Origin of the sequence: Novosphingobium lentum NBRC 107847 (genome assembly GCF_001590965.1) — a bacterium.
Lineage (GTDB): Bacteria > Pseudomonadota > Alphaproteobacteria > Sphingomonadales > Sphingomonadaceae > Novosphingobium > Novosphingobium lentum.
Genome location: NZ_BCTW01000023.1, coordinates 1 through 21,169 on the forward strand (window position 1 = coordinate 1; position 21,169 = coordinate 21,169).

Consider the following 21,169-nt stretch of genomic DNA (forward strand, 5'->3'; position numbering starts at 1 on the left):
AGGACGGCCCTGATCCAGACGGCCGGGCAAGTCAGGGCAGCGTTATGGTGGCGCTGCCCCCTTGCGTCTGGCTCAATCTTCGGGAAGCTGCCGCAAGTAGCGGGCGTAGTCGCTCTTGCCGAGCCGCACGGTGGCGCGTTCCAGACCCGCATTGTCGATGAAGCCCATGCGCCATGCGATTTCCTCGGGGCAGGCGATCTTCATGCCCTGGCGGCGTTCGAGCGTGGCGACGAACTCGGCCGCTTCGAGCAGGCTGTCGGGCGTGCCGGTATCGAGCCAGGCATAGCCGCGCCCCATGATCTCGACCGACAGCGCGCCGCGTTCGAGATAGACGCGGTTGATGTCGGTGATTTCCAATTCGCCGCGCGCTGATGGCTGCAGGTTGGCGGCGATGTTCACGACATCGGCATCGTAGAAATAAAGACCGGTGACCGCCCAGTGCGACTGGGGCGCAACCGGCTTTTCCTCGATGCTCAATGCGCGCATGGCCTTGTCGAATTCGACCACGCCATAGCGTTCGGGGTCGCTCACGCGGTAGGCGAACACGGTCGCGCCATCTGGCCGGGCCCGCGCGTTGACCATCGTTTCGGACAGGCCGTGGCCGAAGAAGATGTTGTCGCCCAACACCAGGCACGACGGCCCGCCGGCAACGAAATCCGCGCCGATGGTATAGGCCTGTGCCAGCCCTTTGGGCTCGGGTTGCACGGCAAAGCTGATCTCCATCCCCCATTGCGAGCCATCGCCCAGCAAGTTGTGGAAGCTGGCCGCATCGTGCGGCGTGGTGATGACCAGCACCTCGCGGATGCCGGCAAGCATCAGCGTGGTCAGCGGATAATAGATCATCGGCTTGTCGTAGACCGGCATGAGCTGCTTGGAGACCGCCAGCGTCATGGGATACAGGCGCGAGCCGCTGCCTCCGGCCAGGATGATGCCCTTCATGGTTCGGATGCTCCGTAGGTCAGGATGAAGTTGCGGTCAGCCGGGCGACGATCGGTCCGACCGAGCTGTGCCACGCGGGCAGCCGCACGCCGTGCGCGGTCTCGATCAAGCGGCAGTCCAGCCGCGAGTTGGCCGGGCGCGGCGCCGGGGTGGGATATTCAGCGGTGGTGATCGCGCGCACGCCGGCGGTCGGGCCGCCGAGCCGCACCGATTCGGCGAGAATGGCCGACGCGAACTCGGCCCAGCTCGCCTCGCCGGCGCTGGTCATGTGGAATACGCCGCGCAATGCGGGATCGCGGTTCGCCAGGAGGTTGGCCGCCACTGCGATCACGCCATCGGCGATGTCGAGCGCGCTGGTGGGGTTGCCCAGCTGGTCACCCACCACGCCCAGTTCGTCGCGCGTCGCGGCAAGCCGCAGCATCGTCTTGGCGAAGTTTGCGCCGAACGGGCTATAGACCCACGCAGTGCGCAGCACGGCGGCATCGGGCTGCGCGGCCAGCACCGCGTGCTCGCCCGCCAGCTTGGATGCGCCATAGACGCCGACCGGGCCGGTCGCGTCGCTTTCGGCATAAGGTGCGGGTTTGGTCCCGTCGAACACGTAATCGGTCGAAAGATGCACCACCGGCACGCCGAGCGCGCGCGCCGCCTGCGCCACGGCGCCTGCGCCGCTGGCGTTGATCGCGAATGCGAGATCGCGCTCGCTCTCGGCTTTGTCGACCATGGTGTAGGCCGCGGCGGACACGATGGCGTCGGGCCGCGCATCGGCCAGCGCTTTGCCGATGGCGTCCGCGCTGCCGGCAAGGTCGAGTGCTGGCCGCCCGACCGCGACGATGTGATGCCCCGCAGCCGCGCCACGCTCCATCAGCGCGCGCACGACCTGCCCCTCACGCCCGGTGACGACGATTCTCACGCGCGGCTCAAGCGGTCTTCTCGGCGATCAGGCCCAGCCGTCCACCGTCGTAGCTTTCGCGCAGCGGCTGCCACCACCACGCGTTGTCGAGATACCATTGCACGGTCTTTTCGATGCCGCTGTCGAAATCCTCCTGCGCGCGCCAGCCCAGCTCGGTTTCGAGCCGGGTCGCGTCGATGGCATAGCGCGCATCGTGGCCCGGCCGGTCGGTGACGAAGCTGATCAGGCTTTCGCGCGGGGCATCGGCGGGCACCAGCCGGTCGAGCACCTGGCAGATGCGCCGCACCACGTCGATGTTGCGCCGTTCGTTGCGCCCGCCGACGTTGTAGGTTTCCCCCGCGCGCCCGCGTTCCGCGATCAGGTCCAGCGCGCGGGCGTGGTCTTCGACATAGAGCCAGTCGCGCACGTTCTCACCCTTGCCGTAAACCGGCAGCGACTTGCCATCGAGCGCGTTGAGGATGGTCAGCGGGATCAGCTTTTCGGGGAAGTGATACGGTCCGTAGTTGTTCGAGCAGTTCGACACCACCACTGGCAGGCCATACGTGCGGTGCCACGCCTTGGCGAGGTGATCGGACGAGGCTTTCGAGGCGGAATAGGGCGAACTGGGATCGTAGGGGGTGGTTTCCTCGAACAGGCCTTCATCGCCCAGCGATCCGTACACTTCGTCGGTCGAAACGTGGAGGAAGCGGAAACCGTCTTTTGCCGCGCCTTCCAGCCCGGCCCAGTAATGGCGCGCCACTTCCAGCAGGGTGAACGTGCCGATCACGTTGGTCTGGACGAAATCGGCGGCGCCGGTGATCGAGCGGTCGACATGGCTCTCGGCCGCCAGGTGCATGATCCGGTCGGGCCGGAACGTGGCGACGGCCTGATCCATCGCCGCGCGATCGCAGATGTTGGCGTGGAGGAAACTATAGCCGTTGCGGCCCTCGATCGCACGGAGCGACGCCAGGTTGCCCGCATACGTCAGCGCATCGACGTTGAGCACTTCGTAGCCCTTGTCGAGCACGAGGTGGCGGACCAGAGCGGAGCCGATGAAGCCGGCGCCTCCGGTAACCAGAACACGCATCGTCAATCAGTCCTTGGTCGAAAAACAGGCAGGCAGGTCGCGGAACGCAGGTTGCGCGCGGTCCTTGGGCGAAAGCGAATCGGGACTGGCCACATCGGGCCAGACGACCGCGATGTCGGGATCGTCCCAGGCCAGCCCGCGGTCATCGTCGCGGCTGTAGTACGCGGTGACCTTGTAGCTGACGACGGTATCGGGTTCGAGCGTGCAGAAGCCATGCCCGAAGCCGGCCGGGATCCACAACTGGTTGCCCGTCGCGTTGGACAGCGTCGCCGCCACCCATTTGCCGTAGCCGGGCGAATCGCGGCGCAAGTCGACCGCGACGTCGAACATCGAACCGGCGATGCAGCGCACCAGCTTGCCTTGTGCAAACGGATGGGTCTGGAAGTGCAGCCCGCGAATGGTGCCGGCGCGCGTGCTGAGCGACTGGTTGTCCTGCACGAAACCGATCGGCCCGACTTCCTCGCGAAAGCGATCGTCGCGAAAGGTTTCGGAAAAATATCCGCGATCATCGCCGAACCGGCTGGGTATGATCTCGATCGGTCCGGGCAAATCGAAGCGCCGAAATTCCATCTGTCTTCCTGAGCTGATCGACCGACCTGGCCTGAAACGGATCGCGGACGCTCACTAAGCCAAGCACCGGGCCCGTCCAAGCGAAGAATGCCGCAATGCACAAATTCTCGCAAGGAGCCACAGGTCGTGCGGCACGCCAATGTTGCCGGTGCATCACTGCGCCCAGTCGATCAGCGAAACCCCATGCTGCGCCAGGAAGGCATTGGCCTGGCTGAACGGGCGGCTGCCGAAAAAGCCGCCGTGTGCCGACAGCGGGCTGGGGTGCGGCGCGGTCAGCACCAGATGCCGGGGCCCGGCCAGATGCGGTATGCGCTCCGCCTTCTTGCGCGCATGGCTGCCCCACAGCAGGAACACCGTGGGGACGTCGCGGCTTGCCACCGCTTCGACAACGGCGTCGGTGAACGCCTCCCAGCCGCGTTGCTGGTGCGATCCGGCCTTGCCGTCCTCGACCGTCAACGCGTTGTTGAGCAGCAGCACGCCCTGCCGCGCCCAGCCTTCAAGATTGCCGTGGGCGGGGCGGGGCACGCCCAGATCGCTGGCCAGTTCCTTGTGGATGTTGATCAGCGACGGCGGAATGCGGATCCCGGGCGGCACCGAGAACGCGAGGCCATGCGCCTGTCCCGGGCCGTGGTAGGGGTCCTGCCCCAGAATAACCACCTTGACCGCGTCGAGCGGTGTGAGTTCCAGCGCTCGCAACCGGCTGCCGCGCGGCGGATAAATGATCGTCCCGTGGGCTTCCTCGCGCACCAGGAATCCGCCGAGCGCGCGCATGGCGGCGGTGGCGAGAACGGGCTGCAGCGTTGCGCGCCAGCTATCGGGCAAGGTCGGATCGGTCACGTTCCCCGATGGTTAGACGGGTTGCCGCCGCCCGGGCAAGCGCCTAAGCGTCGCCGGTATGGCCGTATATCTCCACGAAGAAGATTTGCCCGAAGGCGCGCTCGCCCCCGGGATCCTCGCAATCGACACCGAAACCATGGGTCTCGTCACCACGCGTGACCGGTTATGCCTGGTGCAGATATCCGATGGCGGCGGCGATGAGCACCTCGTGCGCTTCAACGCCGGCAGCCGCTTTGCCGCGCCCAACCTCAAGGCCGTGCTGGCCGATCCGGCGCGGCTGAAGCTGTACCACTTCGCGCGGTTCGATCTGGCGGCGGTGCATCATTACCTGGGCGTGATGGCGGCGCCCGTGTTCTGCACCAAGATCGCCAGCAAGCTGGTGCGCACCTACACCGATCGCCATGGCCTGAAAGACCTCGTGCGCGAACTGCTGGGCAAGGAGATTTCCAAGCAGCAGCAGTCGAGCGACTGGGGCGCACCGGCGCTGAACGATGCGCAGCAGGAATATGCGGCGTCCGATGTGCGCTATCTCCACGCCATGCACGCCATCCTGGTCGATCGCCTGGCGCGCGAAGGCCGCACCGAGATCGCGCAGGCATGCTTCGATTTCCTGCCGACCCGCGCGCTGCTCGACGTGGCCGGCTGGGCCGACCGCGACATTTTCAGCCACGAGTGACGCCGGCGTCGTGACCGTCCAGGCCGATATCATCCGGACGCGACGGCGGCGGTTTGCTGCCCCCGGCGGTTTTCACGACAAGCTCGTCCGGTTCCTAGCCGCAGCGCTGCCCGCCGGCGTCGGCGTGCTGGCCGCCGTGATGGTGCTGACCCCGCTCGGCCCGCGCGGCGAGATCAGCTTCCTGCTCGATCGCAACAAGGTCGCCATCGTGCAGGACCGGCTGCGCGTGGCCAGCGCGATGTACCGTGGCAAGGACAACGACGGCCGCAACTTTTCGGTCACCGCCGGCAACGCCGTCCAGCATTCCGCCAAAGTTCCCGTGGTGGAGATGAACGACCTCGAAGCCCGGATGATGCTCGACGATGGCCCCGCCGTGCTGACTGCGGGGTCGGGGAACTATGACATGAGCCGGCAACTGGTGGAGGTGCTGGGGCCGGTCAATGTCCAGTCATCGAACGGTTATCGCATGACCGCTACCAACATCAACATCGACATCGGCGCGAAGAAACTGTTCAGCCGCGGACCCGTCGAGGGCCGAATTCCCGCTGGCACATTTTCCGCCGACCGGATACTCGGCGATCTGGCGTCGCGAACGGTTGTCCTTGACGGACACGCACGATTGAGAATGGAGCCGGGGGCCTTGCGGCAATGAAACGCTGCAGCGTCATCGCGGCATATACCGCCGACCTGCGTGTGCGGCAGCGAGGCGCGCGGTGACAAAATTTATCCCTCGCAAGGCTCGCCTTGACCGCTGGGTTGGTCAAGGGATTAGGCGGTTCTTGCCCAGCCGCTGCGCCGGAATATCCGCTAGACAGCGCATGCTGCATCTGCGAAGCGACGAGGCTGCTGGCTTCCAATCGCCTGACATCTAGCATTGGGGACGGCGAAAGCCGGTCCGAAAGCCGCACGAGAGAGACCAGCACATGCGCCTTCTCTACGATCAGTATAAATACAATATCAGCAAGTCGCCCGAATTCGTCGATGAGAGCGCGCTGCCCACCGATCATCCTGCCAAAGTAGATGTGCGCTTCATCGCCTATTACCTGCCGCAGTTTCACGCCATCAAAGAGAATGACGCGTGGTGGGGCGCGGGTTTTACCGAATGGACCAACGTCAGCAAGGCGCTGCCGCGCTACGTCGGCCATGAACAGCCGCGGATGCCCGCAGACCTTGGCTTCTACGACTTGGGGAACGTGGACGTGTTGCGCCGACAGGCCGAACTGGCCAAACGTGGCGGTGTTCATGGATTCTGCATCCATCATTACTGGTTCAGCGGTCGACGCATCCTCGAGACGCCGCTGGAACTGTTGCTCGCTCATCCCGATATCGACCTGCCGTTCTGCCTCAACTGGGCGAACGAAAACTGGACGCGGCGCTGGGACGGCGCAGAGCATGATATCCTGCTCGAGCAGCGTTATGCTCCCGGCGACGATGTCGCTTTTGCCGAATCGTTGCTGCCGGCGCTGCGTGACCCGCGTTACATTCGAATCGGCGGACGTCCGCTGATCATGGTTTATCGTCCCTCGATCGTCCCCGAGATGCTCGACGTGGGCGCGAACTGGCGCACGCATTTGATCGCCGCCGGGGTGGGTGACCCCTATCTGGTCATGTCGCAGGCGTTCGGCGATCAGGATCCGCGGCCCTATGGGCTCGACGCGTCGGCCGGCTTTCCTCCTCACAACGGCGGACTGGGCCTGCCGAACGAAATCCATACGTTGCAGCTGATCGACAAGCAGTTCGATGGGAAGGCCGTGTCCTTTGACAAGATGGTGCGCGCAACTCTTGCCAATGAATCGAGCGCATACCGCAGCTTTCCAGGCGTCTGCCCGCGCTGGGACAATGAACCCCGCAAGCCCGGCCGCAGCGTCAGCGTCTTCGGAACCAGCGCTGCGGGTTACGGCCAATGGCTGCGGGTCGCCGCCGAGCGCGCGATGAAGGCACCGATCGCCGATGAGCGGATCGTGTTCATCAATGCCTGGAACGAATGGGCTGAGGGTGCCTATCTGGAGCCCGACTTGCATCATGGCTATGCGTACCTTGCCGAGACCCGGCGGGTGCTGGATGGCATCGCAGGAAACGTCCGCGCGGCGCCGGCGGTGCACAAAGGCAGCCGGTTGGCTGCGGCCCGACCGTCCAAACTCAACCTTTTATCGAGCCTGGCGCGGCGTGTTCGCGCCAAGATTGCCCGGAAGTTGCTGCGCCGATGACGACATCACCCGGTCCCGCGCCCATCGATCATTTCGGTGTAGCGCTGGACAACGCGGGCCTGAAACATCGATCGATCCGCGGATCGATGGTCACGGCGCTGTCGCAGGTGTTGAAGCTGGTGATCTCGCTGGGTTCGCAAGTCGTCATCGCGCGATTGCTGTTCCCATCGGATTTCGGCCTGCTCGCGATGGTCTATCCGATCATCGGATTCATTCAGGTGTTCAACGACCTTGGGCTGGGGCAGGTAATCATCCAGCGTCCCGCGCTGGAGCAGGCGCAAGTGTCCGCGCTGTTCTGGATCAATATCGCGCTGAGCGGGGCGCTGGCGTTCATCGTCATTCTGCTCTCTCCGCTTGCAGCGTGGGTTTATGGCGAACCGCGCGTTACGGGAATCATGGCATCATTGGCACTGATCCTCCCGATCGCGGCGCTGGGTATCCACCCGGTCGCACTGCTGACACGCCAGATGAAATTCGGTCTGCTGGCTCGCAACGAAGTGGCTGCGGCGCTGATCGGGGTAATCGTCACCATCGCCACAGCCTGGCTTGGCATGAGCTATTGGTCGCTCGTGCTGGGGCAACTATGCTCGACCGTGAGCAGCGATATTCTGGGCTGGGCCGCGTGCAAATGGCGACCGTCGCGGCCTGCGCTTCATAGTGAATCCAAGGCCGATCTCAAATTCGGTGGCAATGTCACCGGCGCCAATCTTGCAAACTACATTACGACGTCCAGCGACAACATCATCATCGGTGTAATGAACGGCAAAGTGCCGCTCGGTCTCTACGATCGGAGCTATCGGCTCGTCGTTCAGCCGGTCAGCCAGATGATCGCACCGATCAGTCGCGTCGCGCTGCCGCTGCTGTCGCGGCTGGCGGACAGCCCGGATGCATATCGAGTAGCCTATCTCCGGATCGCACGTGCGTTGATGCTTTTGACGGTGCCCGGCATGCTGGTATGCATCGCCAACGCCCAGACCATGATCGACGTGTTCCTGGGTGATCGGTGGCACGATGCCGGACCCGTATTCGGGTGGATCTGCGTCGGCGGGCTTACATCGGCAATCTACAGCAGTGCGGTGTGGCTGTTCATCTCACAAGGCCGAACGCGCGACATGCGCAATGTCCTGACCGTGGCATCCGTATTGAATCTGGCGTCATTTCTGGCGGGATCATTCTGGGGTATCGTCACCGTGGCCGCCGCTGCGGCCATCGTCTTCGTGCTGGTGACAACACCCTTGGTTGTGTTCGGAGCCACCCGATCCGGCCCAGTCCGGACCCGCGACATGGCAGCGCTGCTGGCAACTTTCTCGATCGGGGGTGCACTGGTCTATGCGATGCTCTTGGTAGAAGCCCATGCGTTTCCGCTGCGCGGCCTGGCCCAGATCATAGTGGCCACCCTGGTCGCCTATGGTGGGTTCGCGATGCTGACGATGGCGATCCCGGCAGAGCGCCGGGCGGCCTTGTCAGCGATCAATGCGGTCCGGCCTGCGCGCAACAACTGATTCGCGATCATCCTTCCGTCAGGCCGGGGTTCGGGCTTTCACGACGTGTTGGCATCCGAACAGCAGCGGCAACGCCTTCGTACCCGCCTTTATCACTGCGTTCCGCAATGTGCCGGGAATGTGCCGGGCCCGTCCACCCACATAGATGGGTAGCGTAAATCCTGCGGTCTGGGACATTTCGAGCATCGTCAGGTGTTGGTGATCGAGCAATGCTTTCAGCGACTTCTCGGTGAACCAGCGCAAATGCGTCGCGTCCATGATCCCGACAGCCTGATAGTCGAAACGCCCCACGAGCAAGTTGAGACGAACCGTCCAGTGCGCGACGTTCGGGACCGAGAGCAGGATCAGTCCGCCCGGCTTCGCCGCACGGATCATCGCACCGAGAAATTCGGCTGGGGCCGGAGTGTGTTCCAGCACGTCTGACGACATCACGACGTCGAACCGCTCGTGACCAGCCATGAACGTGTCGTTGAGAATGCCGTTGTGCACGATCAGCCCCCGCGAACGGGCGATCGCGGCGCGCTCCGCATCGGGCTCGATCGCCACGACGTCATTGTTCCGGTCACGGTTTGCGATCAGTGTGACGGACCCGGTGCCGCAGCCAACGTCTAGCACGCGCACGGAACTGGGCATCATGGCGTGCAGCTTGCCAGCGACTTCCAGCGGATCGTCCGACTGACCGTCATAGCGCGACGCATCGATCGCCTCTCCGGTCAATCCACCGGCGTGTGTATCGGGATTTAACGCTAACATCCCAGCCGCCGAAACCATTGCTGTTCTCCATTGAGCCCGTGTTGTTGGCCGGTGATTGCAAAAACCAGTCGGGTCCCCAAAAGGTCCCAGAACTTTCAACGTCTCGGCTTGCGATCAGGTGTCTACCGGGCCGTTCGATATAGGTTATCGACCAACGTTGCGACAACTGAATGAGTTGATAGGCCTGCCGGGATAAAACTGCCGACAGGCCTTCCACCGTCGACCCGAACCGAATATGGCGGCAGGCAATGAGCTCCTCTTCCCCGTCTCGCCCGTCGCTGTCTCGCCCTTCGCTGTCCCGCGTTGCCGTGCGCTCGCTCGTGGCCGGCTTCCTCGCTGGCGGGATCGTCGTGTTCGGCTTCAACCCGTTCGCGGCCGCGCAGGCCATCCCGGGCTTCAACAGCAACGCCCCGGTCAACTATGCGGCCGACCGCATCGAATTGCAGGACAAGCAGAACCGTGTCGTCCTGTCGGGCAACGTCGATATCAGCCAGGGCGAGCTCAAGCTGCGCGCGGCGCGCACGACGGTGGCCTATACCAACGCCGGATCGCTCAAGATCCAGCGCATCGATGCCACGGGCGGCGTGTTCGTCTCGCGACCGGGCGAAAACGCCAGCGGCGATGTGGCGGTCTACGATTTCAACCGCCGCGTGATCACCATGCTCGGCAATGTCGCGCTGCGGCGCGGCAGCGACAACCTCAACGGCGGGCGCCTGGTGATTGATCTCGATAGCGGCATTTCGAGCGTTGACGGCCGGGCCGGCGGATCTTCGTCCGCGGTCGGCGGTGGCGTCGTCGGCACAACGTCCGGCGGGCGCGTCAGTGGGACTTTTTCGGTTCCCAAGCGCAACTGATCACCGATCGGCCAAGCGACGGGCCACGGCGCGACCGGCCGATTTCGCAACTTTGTGTGCAGCCGCACAATCGGGATGATCATGCGATCATTGCCGCGCCGCGCCGGTTCTTTTGAGGCTCCTCGGTGTTCAGCCGTTCCGCCGGTCCGAGTTTTGCCTTGCGAAATTCGGGGCGCCCACTAGGAATTGCGGCACTGCAACAAAGAGCGACTTCGGATATTTATGACATCGTTGAACGGTACCGGAAAAGTTGCACTCATAACCGGTGTGACCGGTCAGGATGGAGCCTATCTCTCCCGCCTGCTGCTCGAGAAGGGCTACGAAGTCCACGGCGTGAAGCGGCGGTCATCGTCATTCAACACCGGGCGGATCGAGGAAATCTACGAAGATCCGCACGTCGAACATCAGCGCTATCACCTCCATTACGGTGATCTGACGGACTCGACCAATCTCATCCGGATCATGCAGCAAACCCAGCCCGACGAGGTGTATAACCTTGCGGCGCAAAGCCATGTCGCGGTGAGCTTCGAAACGCCGGAATACACGGCCAACGCCGATGCCATCGGCACCTTGCGGCTGCTCGAGGCGATCCGGATCCTCGGCCTGGAAAAGAAGTCGCGGTTCTACCAGGCTTCAACCAGCGAACTGTACGGCCTGGTGCAGGAAGTTCCCCAGCGCGAGACGACGCCGTTCTATCCGCGCTCGCCCTATGGCGTGGCCAAGCTTTATGGGTACTGGATCACGGTCAACTACCGCGAGGCCTATGGCATTCACGCCTCCAACGGCATCCTGTTCAACCACGAAAGCCCGCTGCGCGGCGAGACGTTCGTCACGCGCAAGATCACGCGCGCGGCGGCGGCGATTTCGCTGGGCCGGCAGGACAAGCTGTTCCTCGGCAACCTCGATGCCAAGCGCGACTGGGGCCATGCCCGCGAATATGTCGAAGGCATGTGGCTGATGATGCAGCAGGACGAGCCGGACGATTACGTGCTGGCCACCGGCGAAACCACCGAAGTGCGCCAGTTCGTGTCGTGGGCTTTCGAAGATGCCGGAATCGACCTCGAATTCCGTGGCACCGGGGTCGAGGAAAAGGGTTTCTGTCGCAAGACCGGCAAGTGCCTGGTCGAGGTCGATCCCCGGTATTTCCGCCCGACCGAAGTGGAACTGCTGATCGGCGATCCTTCGAAAGCCAACCAGAAGCTGGGATGGCGCCACACCACGACCGTACGCGAACTCGCGCGCGAGATGCTGGAAGCCGATCTGGCCGTCATGCGCGACGCGCCGATCGCAAAGGATAATTGATCGGATGGAGCCCGCGCAGGTTGGCGCCATGGCCGTAGGCCGCTGCGGAGTGCTGCGAAACTCGCTGGGCAAGAAGGCCCGTGACGGCATCCGCCGGGCGACCGCCAAACCTGGATTGAGAACATGAACGCGCCGATTTTCTCGCTCAAGGACAAGCGCGTCTACGTCGCGGGCGACCGCGGCATGGTCGGCTCGGCGGTGGTTCGCCGGCTGGCGCGCGAGGGTTGCACCATGGTGTCTGCCCCGCGCGGGGTGGACTTGCGCGAACAGGCGGCGGTGCGCGCATGGTTCGCGGCCAACCCGGTGGACGTGGTCGTGGTGGCCGCAGCCAAAGTCGGCGGGATTCTGGCCAACGACAGCTACCCGGCTGACTTCCTCTACGACAACCTGATGATCGAGGCGAACCTGATCGAGGCGTCGCGGGTGGCAGGCGTGGCCAAGCTGCTGTTCCTGGGATCATCGTGCATCTATCCCAAGTTCGCGCCCCAGCCGATCCACGAGGATGCGCTGCTGACCGGCCCGCTGGAACCGACCAACGAATGGTACGCGATCGCCAAGATCGCCGGGATCAAGCTGTGCCAGGCCTATCGCCGCCAGCACGGCTGCGACTTCATCAGCGCGATGCCGACCAACCTTTACGGGCCGGGCGACAACTTCGACCTGCAGTCGAGCCACGTCATGCCCGCGCTGATCCGCAAGGCGCACGAAGCCAAGACGGCCGGCGCGGAGTCGATCACGATCTGGGGCAGCGGATCGCCCCGGCGCGAATTCCTCCACGTCGACGATCTGGCCGACGCCTGCGTGTTCCTGCTCCAGCACTATTCAGCCGAAGAACACGTCAATGTCGGCTTCGGTGACGATCTCACGATCGCGGACCTGACCGCGCTGGTGGCCGATGTGGTGGGGTTTGCCGGCCGCATCGAAAAGGACGCGTCAAAGCCCGACGGCACCCCGCGCAAGCTGATGGACAGCGCGCGATTGCGTTCGCTCGGCTGGGCGCCGCGCATCCCGCTGCGCGAAGGGGTGGCAGACGCCTATGCCTGGTTCTGTGCGCATCACGCGAATACATGACCGACGCCGTGTCGCGTAACGGTACGGCCTTGCAGGTCTGCATCGTCGGGCTCAATTACGCGCCCGAACCTGTGGGCATCGGGCCTTTTACGACCGGCATGGCCCGGGGCCTTGTCGAGCAGGGTTTTGGCGTTTCGGTGATCACCGGCAATCCCTATTATCCGCAATGGCGTGCGGTGCCGGGCTATACCATGCCGTGGAAACGGACCGACGAGCACGGCGTGGAGGTTGTCCGCTGCCCGCACTACATCCCGGCAAAGCCAAGCGGACCGAAGCGGATCATGCATCTCGCCAGCTTTGCGCTGGCGGCGCTGCCGGTCGCCCTGCGCCAGGCTTTGCGTCCACGCGGCCAGCGGCCCGACGTGGTCATCTGCATCGCGCCGGCGCTGTTGAGCGTGCCGGTCGCTTGGCTGGCCGCCAAGCTTGCGGGCGCGCAGTTGTGGCTGCACATCCAGGACTTCGAGATCGAGGCCGCGTTCGCTACCGGGCTGGTCGACGCGACCAGCCTGCCCGCCCGGTTTGCACGCTGGCTCGAACGGCGTCTGTTGCACCTGGCGGATCGCATTTCGACGATCAGTCCGCAGATGTGTGCCAAGTTGGTGGCCAAAGGCATCGCGCCCGACCGCGTGCTCGAAATACGCAACTGGGCCAACGCGCCGCCCCCCGATCCTTCGGGCGGTGCGGCCTATCGCGAACAATGGGCGCTCGGCAATCGGCACGTCGCGCTCTATTCGGGCAATATCGCCAACAAGCAGGGCATCGAGATCATTCCGGCGACGGCCCGTCTGCTCAAAGATCGCGACGACCTGATGTTCGTGATCTGCGGCGAGGGGCCCAATCGCGCCGCGCTGGAAGCGTTGAACACGGATCTGCCGAACATCCGCTTCTACGATTTGCAACCTGCAGCCCGGATGGGTGAATTGCAGAGCCTGGCCAGTGTTCACCTGCTGCCGCAGATCGCCGGGGCAGCGGACCTCGTGCTGCCTTCGAAGCTGTGCAACATGCTGGCATCGGGCCGCCCGGTCGTCGCTACGGCACTGCCCGGCACGGGGCTTTACGATGAAGTCGATGGCTGCGGGCTGTGCGTCGCGCCGGGAGACGCCGCCGCGATCGCTGGCGCCATCGAGCAACTGATCGGCAATCCGGCACAGTCGGCGCAATTCGGGCAGGCGGCCGTTGTGCGCAGCATCGAGCGTTGGTCGATGGGCAGCATTCTTGCGCGACTGGCAGGCGAGCTGGCATCGTTGGCTGATCGGCCCGCGTCGGCGAATCGGGACAGGCCATGAGCGAATCGCTCAACTCCGCACAGCCAAAGCAACCGCCGCAGCGGGTGTCGATCGCGCTTGCGACCTATAACGGCGCGCGGTTTCTGCGTGAGCAGCTCGACAGCTTTGCGACGCAAACGCATCAGCCCGACGAGCTTGTGGTCGGCGACGATGGATCGAGCGACGAGACTCTGGCCATCCTCGAACAATTCGCCGCTACCGTCGCCTTTCCGGTCAGGATCACGGTCAACGCTCCCAACCTCGGCCCGTACGTCAATTTTGCCAGAACCATCCAGCGCTGCAGCGGCGACGTCGTCATGCTCAGCGACCAGGACGATCGCTGGCATCCCGACAAGATCGGGCGGATGCTGGATTTCCTTGTCATGCATCCGCGCTGCTGGCTGGCCGTCCATGATGCCACTCTGGTCGATGACACGGGGCGACCCTTGGGTGCCACCTTGGCAGACCAAATTCGGTCGGCCGGCGACAATCCGGCCCACGGCCTCATTCACGGTTGCTGCATGGCGATCGATGCCCGTTTGTCCAGGCTGTTTGATCCCGTCCCCGCAATGCGATCGCACGATTCGTGGATCGCGCTGGTGGCTGTTGCGCTTGGACTGCGGTGTTACCTCGATCAGCCGCTGATTGATCACCGCCGTCACGGCAGCAATGCTTCCCGCTCCTACATGGGCGATCTGGCCAAGGCATCGCGGTGGTCGCGGTTTCGCCATCGCGCCGTCAATGCCTTTACCGAGCCTGTTACCACGTCGTTGCGCTCCACTATGGCGGGGCTCCAATCGGGTATCGATGCGCTGACGGTGCATCGCGCGTTGCTATTGCAAGTCGTCCCGGCGGAGCAGCTTGACGGTGCCATCGCCGGCTTCGCAGCCAACCTGGCGCACCACCGACGGCGCCTTGCCGTGAACGAGGCCCGGGGGACAGACCGCGTCCGGCTGGTGCTGCGCGGACTTGGCAACGGCGATTACAAGGGTGGGAGCGGCGCGCTGAGCATGTTGCGCGATTTGGTGCCCGCCCGCACACAACCGGATTGAGCAGGACATGACGACAGCAATCCACCATATCGCCTTCGGGCACGAAGCGTTCCGGAGCAGCGCAACATGACGCACGACACAGGCTTCGCGCTCGATCAGCATGGCCGGCTTGCCGACAAGCCGGCGCTCGCAACGGTCCTGTTCACCGCGCACAACCGCAAGGACATGGTACTGCGCGCGATCGAACTGGCCCTGCAGCAGACGATCCCGGTGCACATCATCGTCGCCGACGATGCCTCCACCGATGGCACGCAGGACGCCGTCAAGGCGGCTTTTCCCGGTGTAACCTACTTGCGGACCGAGCAATCGCGCGGGCCGTGCCATCAGCGTAACAACGGTCTCGCCGTCGCGACGACCGACATCGTCTTTCCGCTCGACGACGATTCGATGCTGGTGTCACCGCAGACACTCGCCCAGGCCATGGGCGCATTTGCCGCAGCTGACGTGGCGATCGTGGCGATGCCGTTCCAGAACATCCTGCAGGAAACGCGCGTGTTACAGGCTCCCGATTGGGGCAAAGGCGTACAGTTCTTCGATTTCGTCGCCTGCGCACACGGACTGCGGCGCGCGCCCGTGGTTGAGGCCGGGGGGTTCTTCGAAGGTTATTTCTACATGGGCGAGGAAACCGACCTGGCTCTGCGGATGCAGGATCGCGGATGGCGTACGGTGATCGTCGATTCGGATCCGATTCATCACATGCAGCCGCCTGCGCGGCGCAGCTATCGCCCTGATTTCTATGGCCGCCGCAACGATATTCTGTTCACATGGCTGCGCGCGCCGATGCCTGGTCTGCCATGGGAACTGGCCCGGGCGCTTGTCAGGGGGCTGTTGTTCGGCGCACGCACCGGGCGGTTGAAGGCTGCATTCCACGGCTATCGCGCGGCCGTTCGCGAGATTTTCAGTGGCCGGTATGCCCGGCAGCCGGTCAAGCGCGAGGTTTACCGCGCACTGATGGCGTCGCGGCGACGGCGGCGGGCAATTCCCGCAGAATATGGATGAGCGGGCTTCGGCGCCTGTGCCGAGACGGCGTTGGGACCGTCCTATCGCGCGAGACGGCCGGCGGCTTGGTCCAAATTCCGCTTGAGTGCGCGCGCAGTGCGATTATCCGGGCACAGGAAGCTATTTGATGCACACCGGTGGGGGATGGCGCCGTGTCGGCAACAGTTGAATCCTCCGGTCCAGCGGAAAGGCGTCGCCGGCGCCGGCGAGGCCGAGCCAAAAACAAGGGCTTGCGCGGTTATATGCGGAGCGTCGCAGCAGGGTCGCATCTGATGCTGCTCATGCTGGGCTTGCTGGCACTTTTCATTGTAGTACAATACCGGCGCCTTGAGGCGACTACGCTGGCCTACGGCGGGGTGGTCTTGGGCGCGAATACCGAAGAATTGCGTTCGCTGCTGGGCGACCCGCAGCGGATAGAACGGCGGCGGTGGATCTACGACATCGGCGGTGCTCGACTGTACGTGGATTTCGACGGGAGCGCGCGTGTGGCTTCGGTGACCTGCAGCCGCGATACGTCGACCCTGGGATCGTGTCCTTACGCTTTTGGTCGCACGGTTGGCGCCAAGGAAACGGATCTGACCAGCCGGGTGGGGCACCCGCAGATTGAACATGCCACGGCGCGGACGAAGCTGATGATATATACTGGCGTCGGATTCACCTTTCTACTGCGGGATGGGCGGATCGACGCCATCAGGCACACTGCACCACGAGGCGGCGCAGCTTATTGGCAGGTGTTTGCGCTTCAGGCCTTGCCTTGAGCGTAGCGAACCCAAGCTCGCCATCGACGACAGTCATCAGGCACTAGGCCTCGGCCGCGGTACCCGGCAGATTGCGACGAATACGATCTATCAACAGCCAGAAAAGTTGTGCAGAAACAAGAAAAATAATCCGACCCAGCGTGAAATCGGCGAGTGGGGCACGAAGCATGCCAATCCCGACCAATATGATGGTCGCGGAAATTGCGTGTGCCTGAAGTAGCCCGGCAAAGTTCGCTCGCAGCAACGGAAAGCGCATCGTGAGCCGGCTGACGAAGTACGTCGCCAACAATCCGGCGAATAGCTGATAGAGGATCGGCAGCAGGGTCATCATGCTGGGTCGGGACCTTTCCAAATCAACGCAGGTTGACTTTAGCGACGCTGTCTCAAATTCCAAGCTCACCAAGCATCGCCGCGATATTATCGCGGTAGCGCCCGAACGTGTAATTCTGCGCTTCGACCGGTGCCGCAGCGCGCCAGCAATCCAGCCGGTCCCGGTCTTCGATTGCCGCCATCATTGCCGCGTAAACCGATTCGGTATCGATAGAATCGAGCATGATGCCCGTTCCGGGGGTAACAGCCTCGGCGCAATTGCGTGACTGGATCAGTGCGCAGCCTGAGGCCAATGCCTCGTAAAGCACGATCCCCGCGCCCTCGAAGTAGCTGGGGAGCATCAGCACGTGGTGGTCGTGCATGATCTTGGGCACGTCGGCCCGGGCGACGGTGGGGATGTGGGTGACGCGATCGGCGTAGGGCGCGAATGTCTTGCGGGGGATCATCATGTCGCCAACGATGGTCAAATGGGCTGCCGACGGCGGAATCCTGGCAATCGCCTCGAGCACATGCTGGATGCCCTTGCGCGGAATCACCAGTCCCATGAACAGGAATTTGACCGGCCCGGACCGGTCGACGGGACGGGGCGGCGTCAGATTCGCGAACAGCGCTTCATCATAACAGTAGTTGAGCACCCGCAGCTTGGCGGCGGTGACCGGATCATCGACTGCCTCGCGGATGGTTGCTGCGGCGAAGGGGCTGCCGACCAGGATCGTGTCAGCCAGTTCGTATTCGCGGCGGCCGTGCGCGATGGTGGAAGCGGCAATTTCAAGTTCAGTCGGCAGAAACCATGCGCCATAAGCGTCGCGGATCTGCGCCATCTTTTGGTTATATATTGCGAAATCGCCATTGGTGCGGTCGAGGATGCAGCGCCGCCCATTCGCACGGGCAAGCTCGAACGATTCGAGCGAGCTGCCGTTGTAGCCCCACATCGCGAACGGCCTGGATGACGTCAGATCGGCGGCGATAGAGGCTGAAAAGCGCTTGTTGCCCAGTTCATCCAACTGCACCGCCAGCCCGCGCAGGTTGGCGCGTCGGGCGATGCGCTCGATCCATTCGATCACACCGGCTGTGCGGACGAGCGCCGGATCCAGTTGCGGATGGCTGAAGCGCCGAAACTCCTGGTGAAGGCGAGGACCGATCGGCGCGGGCAGGATGCGTTCAAGCCGGTAGGGCAACCGATTCGGCTGGTAAAAAATCGACGTGGCGTACCATTCTAGCCGCTGCAACTGCTGGAGGGCGAGCGCGGTCTGCCAGCTGTGCTGGGTTCCCGGGTGAAAGACGGCAACGTTCATGCCGCCGTGGGTAGCCGATGGTCGTTGGCCTGCCACCCAAAAAAGGCTGGGGCGCGCCGAAATCTCGACCGCAACAAAACTGCTTTCCTACAAATAACCGTATAGGTTAGTGTATCAGAATAAATAGCCCTGATAGGAGATTCGCCTTGACTGCATTTCCCCCGAAATCTCCGGCAGGTTATGTTCCCGAAATGGCGGTGGCCTTCGCCAATGCCAATGGCGATGCCGACCTAGTGGCGGTTGGCAATCCGCTACCCGTCGCGTTGCAGGCCTTCGCCGCGTCTCCGCCGGTGACCGGATCCACCGCTACCTCCACCGTTATTGGCCCCTTTGTCGCATTGCCGGGCCGACCGGTGATCATCACGCTGACGGGCACGTGGTCGGGCCAGGTCCGGCTGACCCGATCGACCGACGGCGGCGCCACGCGCCAGCCGCTCACCGCCAACGGTGCTGCATACGGTGTCTTCAGCGCCAACATCTGCGAACCTGTTTGGGAAGAAAGCGAAGCAGCCGCAAAACTTTATCTCGACATCACGGTGGCGACCGGAACGCTTGGCTACAGGATGGGGCAATAACCATGGGCTTTGACCTGATCGCCAGAGCGACTGCCTCCGCAGCCCGCACCGACGCCGACAGCGCGCTTGCGCGGATCACCACCGTCGACTTGTTCGCGAACCTTTCAAGCCGCACAATCGCCCCCTCCGTCACCTGCGTCCATACATCGGGCCATGCCGCCGGCACGGCCGGCGCCGGCACATATGCCAGCGATGCGCTTGCGACACCGGCGCTGGCGACGGCGTACCCGGCATTCTGCAAGGCGACCGCGAACGGCCGCTATTTTCGGCTGATCGCGGTCAATGGTGCGATCACGGTGGAGCAGGGCGGCGCGGTCGGGATTGTCGGCGTCAACGACCAGCCTGCATTCCAGGCCACACTGGACTATGCCAATGCGACGGGCGTCCGCACCGTGCAGCTGACGCTGCCAGCTTACGAATTGTGGGCCCCGCAGCGTACCGCGACGGGCCTCGATCTCACCGACGACGGGCACCTTGTGGCGCTCAAGGGCAGCGTGACACTGGAAGGTGTCGGGCTCAGACCCGTGCTGACGCGCAAGGGTTTCGGCGGGGTTGTGCCATCCGATTCGCTGTCGAGCGTGCAGCAGGTCCCGGTGTCGGGCAATTACTGGCGCGGTGGCGGGATCTACTGGTCCAACAACTCGGCCGGGATCAACCAGAACACCGTCGTGATCCTGCGCAACTTCGTCCTCGACGGCGGTCTCGAGCGTACGGCCGATCATTCGCCGATTTATCCGCCGGGTACGCTGACGGGATGGGACATCACCGACAAGGGCATCTGGATTCAGGATGTCCGCAGCGGCACGCTGGTCATGGAACACGTCACCATCAAGCGGTTCCGCGGTGAAATAATCTACTTCGCCGGCATCAAGGATGCGACGAGCACGAATACACTCATCATGGATCACTGCCACGTCCACACGACGTGTGGCGACGTGCTGAATGTTCAGGGCGGCGAGCGCTATATCGCCAATTCGCGCTTCGGCAATGGCTTCCAGGCGGGAGAAGAGCTTGGTCGCGGCGGCGGACGGTATTCCAACTGCGAATTCTACGATTGCGTGTCGATCGGCTTCCAGGGGGGCCCCGACATCGGCTTCACGCCGGGCAACTACTTTGTGTCAACGCGGCAGGCGACGGTTGCGCCGTTCATCGAACTCGACAACTGCACATTCCGCAATTGTGGCAACGTGCTGGTGGGATCCTGGCTGCGCGGCAATATCCGCACGGTCGATACCAACGTCTACGCCGATTCCTCGACCGGCTACATGCAGGATATCAGCCTGACGATCGACGCCTGGGCCGATCAGAACAACTTCAACATCGGGTTCAACTTGCGCGGCCCGCAAACCCTGACGCAACAGATTAGTGGACTTCCCGCCGGAACGTATTTCGATCGACCTCGCTCGATCAATGTGAAAGTGACGGCGCAGAGAACTGCCGTGGCGGCAGCCAACGGTCGATCACTCGCTTCGGTCTTCGCGTTTTCGGGCTACGTCGATGCGACTTCGTGCATGCTGGAGGCCGGACCGTCGATCGCGCAGCGCGTTACGGGTTCCGCAGGCGGACTGCAGCCCACGTTGCCGTTCATCGTGCGGTCCCGGTTCGACACCACCAACCTGCTCCGCGGCGGCCTAGTGCAAGCGATTGCTGTCAACACCGCCATTTCGCCATTGCACATCGACTATGCGCTCGATCCATCAACGGCCGGGCCTTGGGACATCACCTTCGGCACCGCCGTGGAATTCGCGCACGAGCAGGAAGTCACGTTCACCTTCTATGATTTCGGGACGGAGGACCGCCGGGTTCGCTTCCCGGTGGGGGGTGCGAACCTGAAGGTGCCGTGCGGGCTGGTACTGTCGCGCAAGAACGAATTCGTGACGTTCCGGTACAACAAGTATCTCGGGACCGGAACGTGGGTGGCGGTGGCCCACAACGTCTTCCGGCTTACCGGATCAATCGCCTATGATGCGCCGGTTATCGCCGCGGGTGCCTCTACGACGACAAACGTCACCGTCGCTGGCGCCCAGTTCGGGGACAAAGTGGAGGATATCGCGCTAGGATTGGATGCCGCCGGCCTGACCATCACCGGGTACGTCTCCGCACCAAACACGGTCACGGTCGTGCTCGCGAACCTGACCGGTGGTGCCGTTGACCTTGCTTCGACGACACTGGCTGTGGAAGTTGTGAAACGATGAACCTCGACCGCCA

At 63.5% G+C, this 21,169-nt stretch carries 21 protein-coding genes; 13 read left to right on the forward strand and 8 right to left on the reverse strand.

What is annotated here, in order from left to right:
• Positions 1-72: 72 nt before the first annotated feature.
• From rfbA to ung, 5 genes are all read right to left on the reverse strand, one after another.
• On the reverse strand, positions 73-939 hold the full coding sequence (gene rfbA, locus NL2_RS17505; RefSeq protein ID WP_068077154.1) for a glucose-1-phosphate thymidylyltransferase RfbA: 867 nt from the start codon (positions 937-939) through the stop codon (positions 73-75).
• Positions 940-958: 19 nt separating this feature from the next.
• The gene (rfbD, locus tag NL2_RS17510; protein ID WP_068077156.1) at positions 959-1,849 is read right to left on the reverse strand and encodes a dTDP-4-dehydrorhamnose reductase; all 891 of its coding nucleotides are present in this window, start codon (positions 1,847-1,849) and stop codon (positions 959-961) included.
• A gap of 7 nt (positions 1,850-1,856) precedes the next feature.
• Positions 1,857-2,915: a dTDP-glucose 4,6-dehydratase gene (rfbB, locus tag NL2_RS17515; protein ID WP_068077158.1), complete on the reverse strand. Its 1,059-nt coding sequence runs from the start codon at positions 2,913-2,915 to the stop codon at positions 1,857-1,859.
• A 6-nt stretch (positions 2,916-2,921) separates the two neighbouring features.
• Positions 2,922-3,485, reverse strand: a complete 564-nt coding sequence (rfbC, locus tag NL2_RS17520) for a dTDP-4-dehydrorhamnose 3,5-epimerase (protein WP_068077160.1) — start codon at positions 3,483-3,485, stop codon at positions 2,922-2,924.
• A 153-nt stretch (positions 3,486-3,638) separates the two neighbouring features.
• Positions 3,639-4,322 carry a uracil-DNA glycosylase gene (ung, locus tag NL2_RS17525; protein ID WP_068077162.1) on the reverse strand — a complete coding sequence of 228 codons (684 nt, stop codon included), beginning with the start codon at positions 4,320-4,322 and terminating at the stop codon, positions 3,639-3,641.
• Positions 4,323-4,380: 58 nt separating this feature from the next.
• Here ung and NL2_RS17530 point away from each other — a divergent pair, with 58 nt between their 5' ends.
• The 4 genes from NL2_RS17530 (at position 4,381) to NL2_RS17545 (ending at position 8,707) form a co-directional block, all read left to right on the forward strand.
• Positions 4,381-4,998, forward strand: a complete 618-nt coding sequence (locus tag NL2_RS17530; RefSeq protein ID WP_068077165.1) for a ribonuclease D — start codon at positions 4,381-4,383, stop codon at positions 4,996-4,998.
• A 10-nt stretch (positions 4,999-5,008) separates the two neighbouring features.
• A complete protein-coding gene (lptC, locus tag NL2_RS17535; protein WP_068077167.1) occupies positions 5,009-5,650 on the forward strand; it encodes an LPS export ABC transporter periplasmic protein LptC in 642 nt (213 codons plus the stop codon).
• A 271-nt stretch (positions 5,651-5,921) separates the two neighbouring features.
• On the forward strand, positions 5,922-7,205 hold the full coding sequence (locus NL2_RS17540; RefSeq protein ID WP_068077169.1) for a glycoside hydrolase family 99-like domain-containing protein: 1,284 nt from the start codon (positions 5,922-5,924) through the stop codon (positions 7,203-7,205).
• Positions 7,206-7,291: 86 nt separating this feature from the next.
• Complete coding sequence (locus tag NL2_RS17545) at positions 7,292-8,707, forward strand: lipopolysaccharide biosynthesis protein (protein ID WP_169799538.1); 1,416 nt, start codon at positions 7,292-7,294, stop codon at positions 8,705-8,707.
• Between the two features lie 18 nt (positions 8,708-8,725).
• Here NL2_RS17545 and NL2_RS17550 read toward each other — a convergent pair whose 3' ends face one another.
• Entirely contained in the window at positions 8,726-9,478 is a 753-nt protein-coding gene (locus NL2_RS17550; RefSeq protein ID WP_084356186.1) for a class I SAM-dependent methyltransferase, read from the reverse strand.
• A gap of 230 nt (positions 9,479-9,708) precedes the next feature.
• Between NL2_RS17550 and NL2_RS17555 the strand changes: the two genes are divergently transcribed.
• From NL2_RS17555 to NL2_RS17585, 7 genes are all read left to right on the forward strand, one after another.
• Positions 9,709-10,314 (forward strand): LptA/OstA family protein, encoded by a 606-nt coding sequence (locus NL2_RS17555; RefSeq protein WP_068077175.1) that lies wholly within the window; start codon positions 9,709-9,711, stop codon positions 10,312-10,314.
• 222 nt (positions 10,315-10,536) lie between these two features.
• Positions 10,537-11,616 (forward strand): GDP-mannose 4,6-dehydratase, encoded by a 1,080-nt coding sequence (gene gmd, locus NL2_RS17560; protein ID WP_068077177.1) that lies wholly within the window; start codon positions 10,537-10,539, stop codon positions 11,614-11,616.
• Positions 11,617-11,739: 123 nt separating this feature from the next.
• Positions 11,740-12,687: a GDP-L-fucose synthase gene (gene fcl, locus NL2_RS17565; RefSeq protein ID WP_068077179.1), complete on the forward strand. Its 948-nt coding sequence runs from the start codon at positions 11,740-11,742 to the stop codon at positions 12,685-12,687.
• On the forward strand, positions 12,684-13,973 hold the full coding sequence (locus NL2_RS17570) for a WcaI family glycosyltransferase (protein ID WP_174522629.1): 1,290 nt from the start codon (positions 12,684-12,686) through the stop codon (positions 13,971-13,973). Before fcl ends, NL2_RS17570 begins: the two co-directional genes overlap by 4 nt.
• Complete coding sequence (locus NL2_RS17575; protein ID WP_068077181.1) at positions 13,970-15,004, forward strand: glycosyltransferase family 2 protein; 1,035 nt, start codon at positions 13,970-13,972, stop codon at positions 15,002-15,004. Before NL2_RS17570 ends, NL2_RS17575 begins: the two co-directional genes overlap by 4 nt.
• A gap of 66 nt (positions 15,005-15,070) precedes the next feature.
• The gene (locus NL2_RS17580) at positions 15,071-16,003 is read left to right on the forward strand and encodes a glycosyltransferase family 2 protein (RefSeq protein WP_068077183.1); all 933 of its coding nucleotides are present in this window, start codon (positions 15,071-15,073) and stop codon (positions 16,001-16,003) included.
• A 272-nt stretch (positions 16,004-16,275) separates the two neighbouring features.
• The gene (locus tag NL2_RS17585; RefSeq protein WP_068077185.1) at positions 16,276-16,761 is read left to right on the forward strand and encodes a hypothetical protein; all 486 of its coding nucleotides are present in this window, start codon (positions 16,276-16,278) and stop codon (positions 16,759-16,761) included.
• Between the two features lie 43 nt (positions 16,762-16,804).
• Here the strand turns inward: NL2_RS17585 and NL2_RS17590 are convergent, their stop codons facing one another.
• Together NL2_RS17590 and NL2_RS17595 are read right to left on the reverse strand one after the other, a co-directional pair.
• Positions 16,805-17,092, reverse strand: coding sequence for a hypothetical protein (locus tag NL2_RS17590; protein ID WP_068077187.1), 288 nt, complete (start codon positions 17,090-17,092; stop codon positions 16,805-16,807).
• A gap of 52 nt (positions 17,093-17,144) precedes the next feature.
• A complete protein-coding gene (locus NL2_RS17595) occupies positions 17,145-18,386 on the reverse strand; it encodes a glycosyltransferase family 4 protein (protein ID WP_068077189.1) in 1,242 nt (413 codons plus the stop codon).
• Between the two features lie 146 nt (positions 18,387-18,532).
• Between NL2_RS17595 and NL2_RS17600 the strand changes: the two genes are divergently transcribed.
• Complete coding sequence (locus NL2_RS17600) at positions 18,533-18,961, forward strand: hypothetical protein (RefSeq protein WP_157083232.1); 429 nt, start codon at positions 18,533-18,535, stop codon at positions 18,959-18,961.
• On the forward strand, positions 18,877-21,156 hold the full coding sequence (locus NL2_RS17605; protein ID WP_157083233.1) for a restriction endonuclease subunit S domain-containing protein: 2,280 nt from the start codon (positions 18,877-18,879) through the stop codon (positions 21,154-21,156). The genes NL2_RS17600 and NL2_RS17605 overlap by 85 nt, the downstream gene beginning before the upstream one ends.
• The last annotated feature ends 13 nt before the right edge of the window (positions 21,157-21,169 follow it).

Excerpts from the sequence above, each read along its gene's own strand:
- rfbA (WP_068077154.1), bottom strand. The coding sequence starts at position 939 with ATGAAGGGCATCATCCTGGCCGGAGGCAGCGGCTCGCGCCTGTATCCC.
- rfbB (WP_068077158.1), bottom strand. The coding sequence starts at position 2,915 with ATGCGTGTTCTGGTTACCGGAGGCGCCGGCTTCATCGGCTCCGCTCTG.
- rfbC (WP_068077160.1), bottom strand. The coding sequence starts at position 3,485 with ATGGAATTTCGGCGCTTCGATTTGCCCGGACCGATCGAGATCATACCC.
- NL2_RS17530 (WP_068077165.1), top strand. The coding sequence starts at position 4,381 with ATGGCCGTATATCTCCACGAAGAAGATTTGCCCGAAGGCGCGCTCGCC.
- NL2_RS17540 (WP_068077169.1), top strand. The coding sequence starts at position 5,922 with ATGCGCCTTCTCTACGATCAGTATAAATACAATATCAGCAAGTCGCCC.
- NL2_RS17545 (WP_169799538.1), top strand. The coding sequence starts at position 7,292 with ATGGTCACGGCGCTGTCGCAGGTGTTGAAGCTGGTGATCTCGCTGGGT.
- NL2_RS17550 (WP_084356186.1), bottom strand. The coding sequence starts at position 9,478 with ATGGTTTCGGCGGCTGGGATGTTAGCGTTAAATCCCGATACACACGCC.
- NL2_RS17555 (WP_068077175.1), top strand. The coding sequence starts at position 9,709 with ATGAGCTCCTCTTCCCCGTCTCGCCCGTCGCTGTCTCGCCCTTCGCTG.
- gmd (WP_068077177.1), top strand. The coding sequence starts at position 10,537 with ATGACATCGTTGAACGGTACCGGAAAAGTTGCACTCATAACCGGTGTG.
- fcl (WP_068077179.1), top strand. The coding sequence starts at position 11,740 with ATGAACGCGCCGATTTTCTCGCTCAAGGACAAGCGCGTCTACGTCGCG.
- NL2_RS17570 (WP_174522629.1), top strand. The coding sequence starts at position 12,684 with ATGACCGACGCCGTGTCGCGTAACGGTACGGCCTTGCAGGTCTGCATC.
- NL2_RS17575 (WP_068077181.1), top strand. The coding sequence starts at position 13,970 with ATGAGCGAATCGCTCAACTCCGCACAGCCAAAGCAACCGCCGCAGCGG.
- NL2_RS17580 (WP_068077183.1), top strand. The coding sequence starts at position 15,071 with ATGACGCACGACACAGGCTTCGCGCTCGATCAGCATGGCCGGCTTGCC.
- NL2_RS17585 (WP_068077185.1), top strand. The coding sequence starts at position 16,276 with ATGCTGCTCATGCTGGGCTTGCTGGCACTTTTCATTGTAGTACAATAC.
- NL2_RS17590 (WP_068077187.1), bottom strand. The coding sequence starts at position 17,092 with ATGATGACCCTGCTGCCGATCCTCTATCAGCTATTCGCCGGATTGTTG.
- NL2_RS17595 (WP_068077189.1), bottom strand. The coding sequence starts at position 18,386 with ATGAACGTTGCCGTCTTTCACCCGGGAACCCAGCACAGCTGGCAGACC.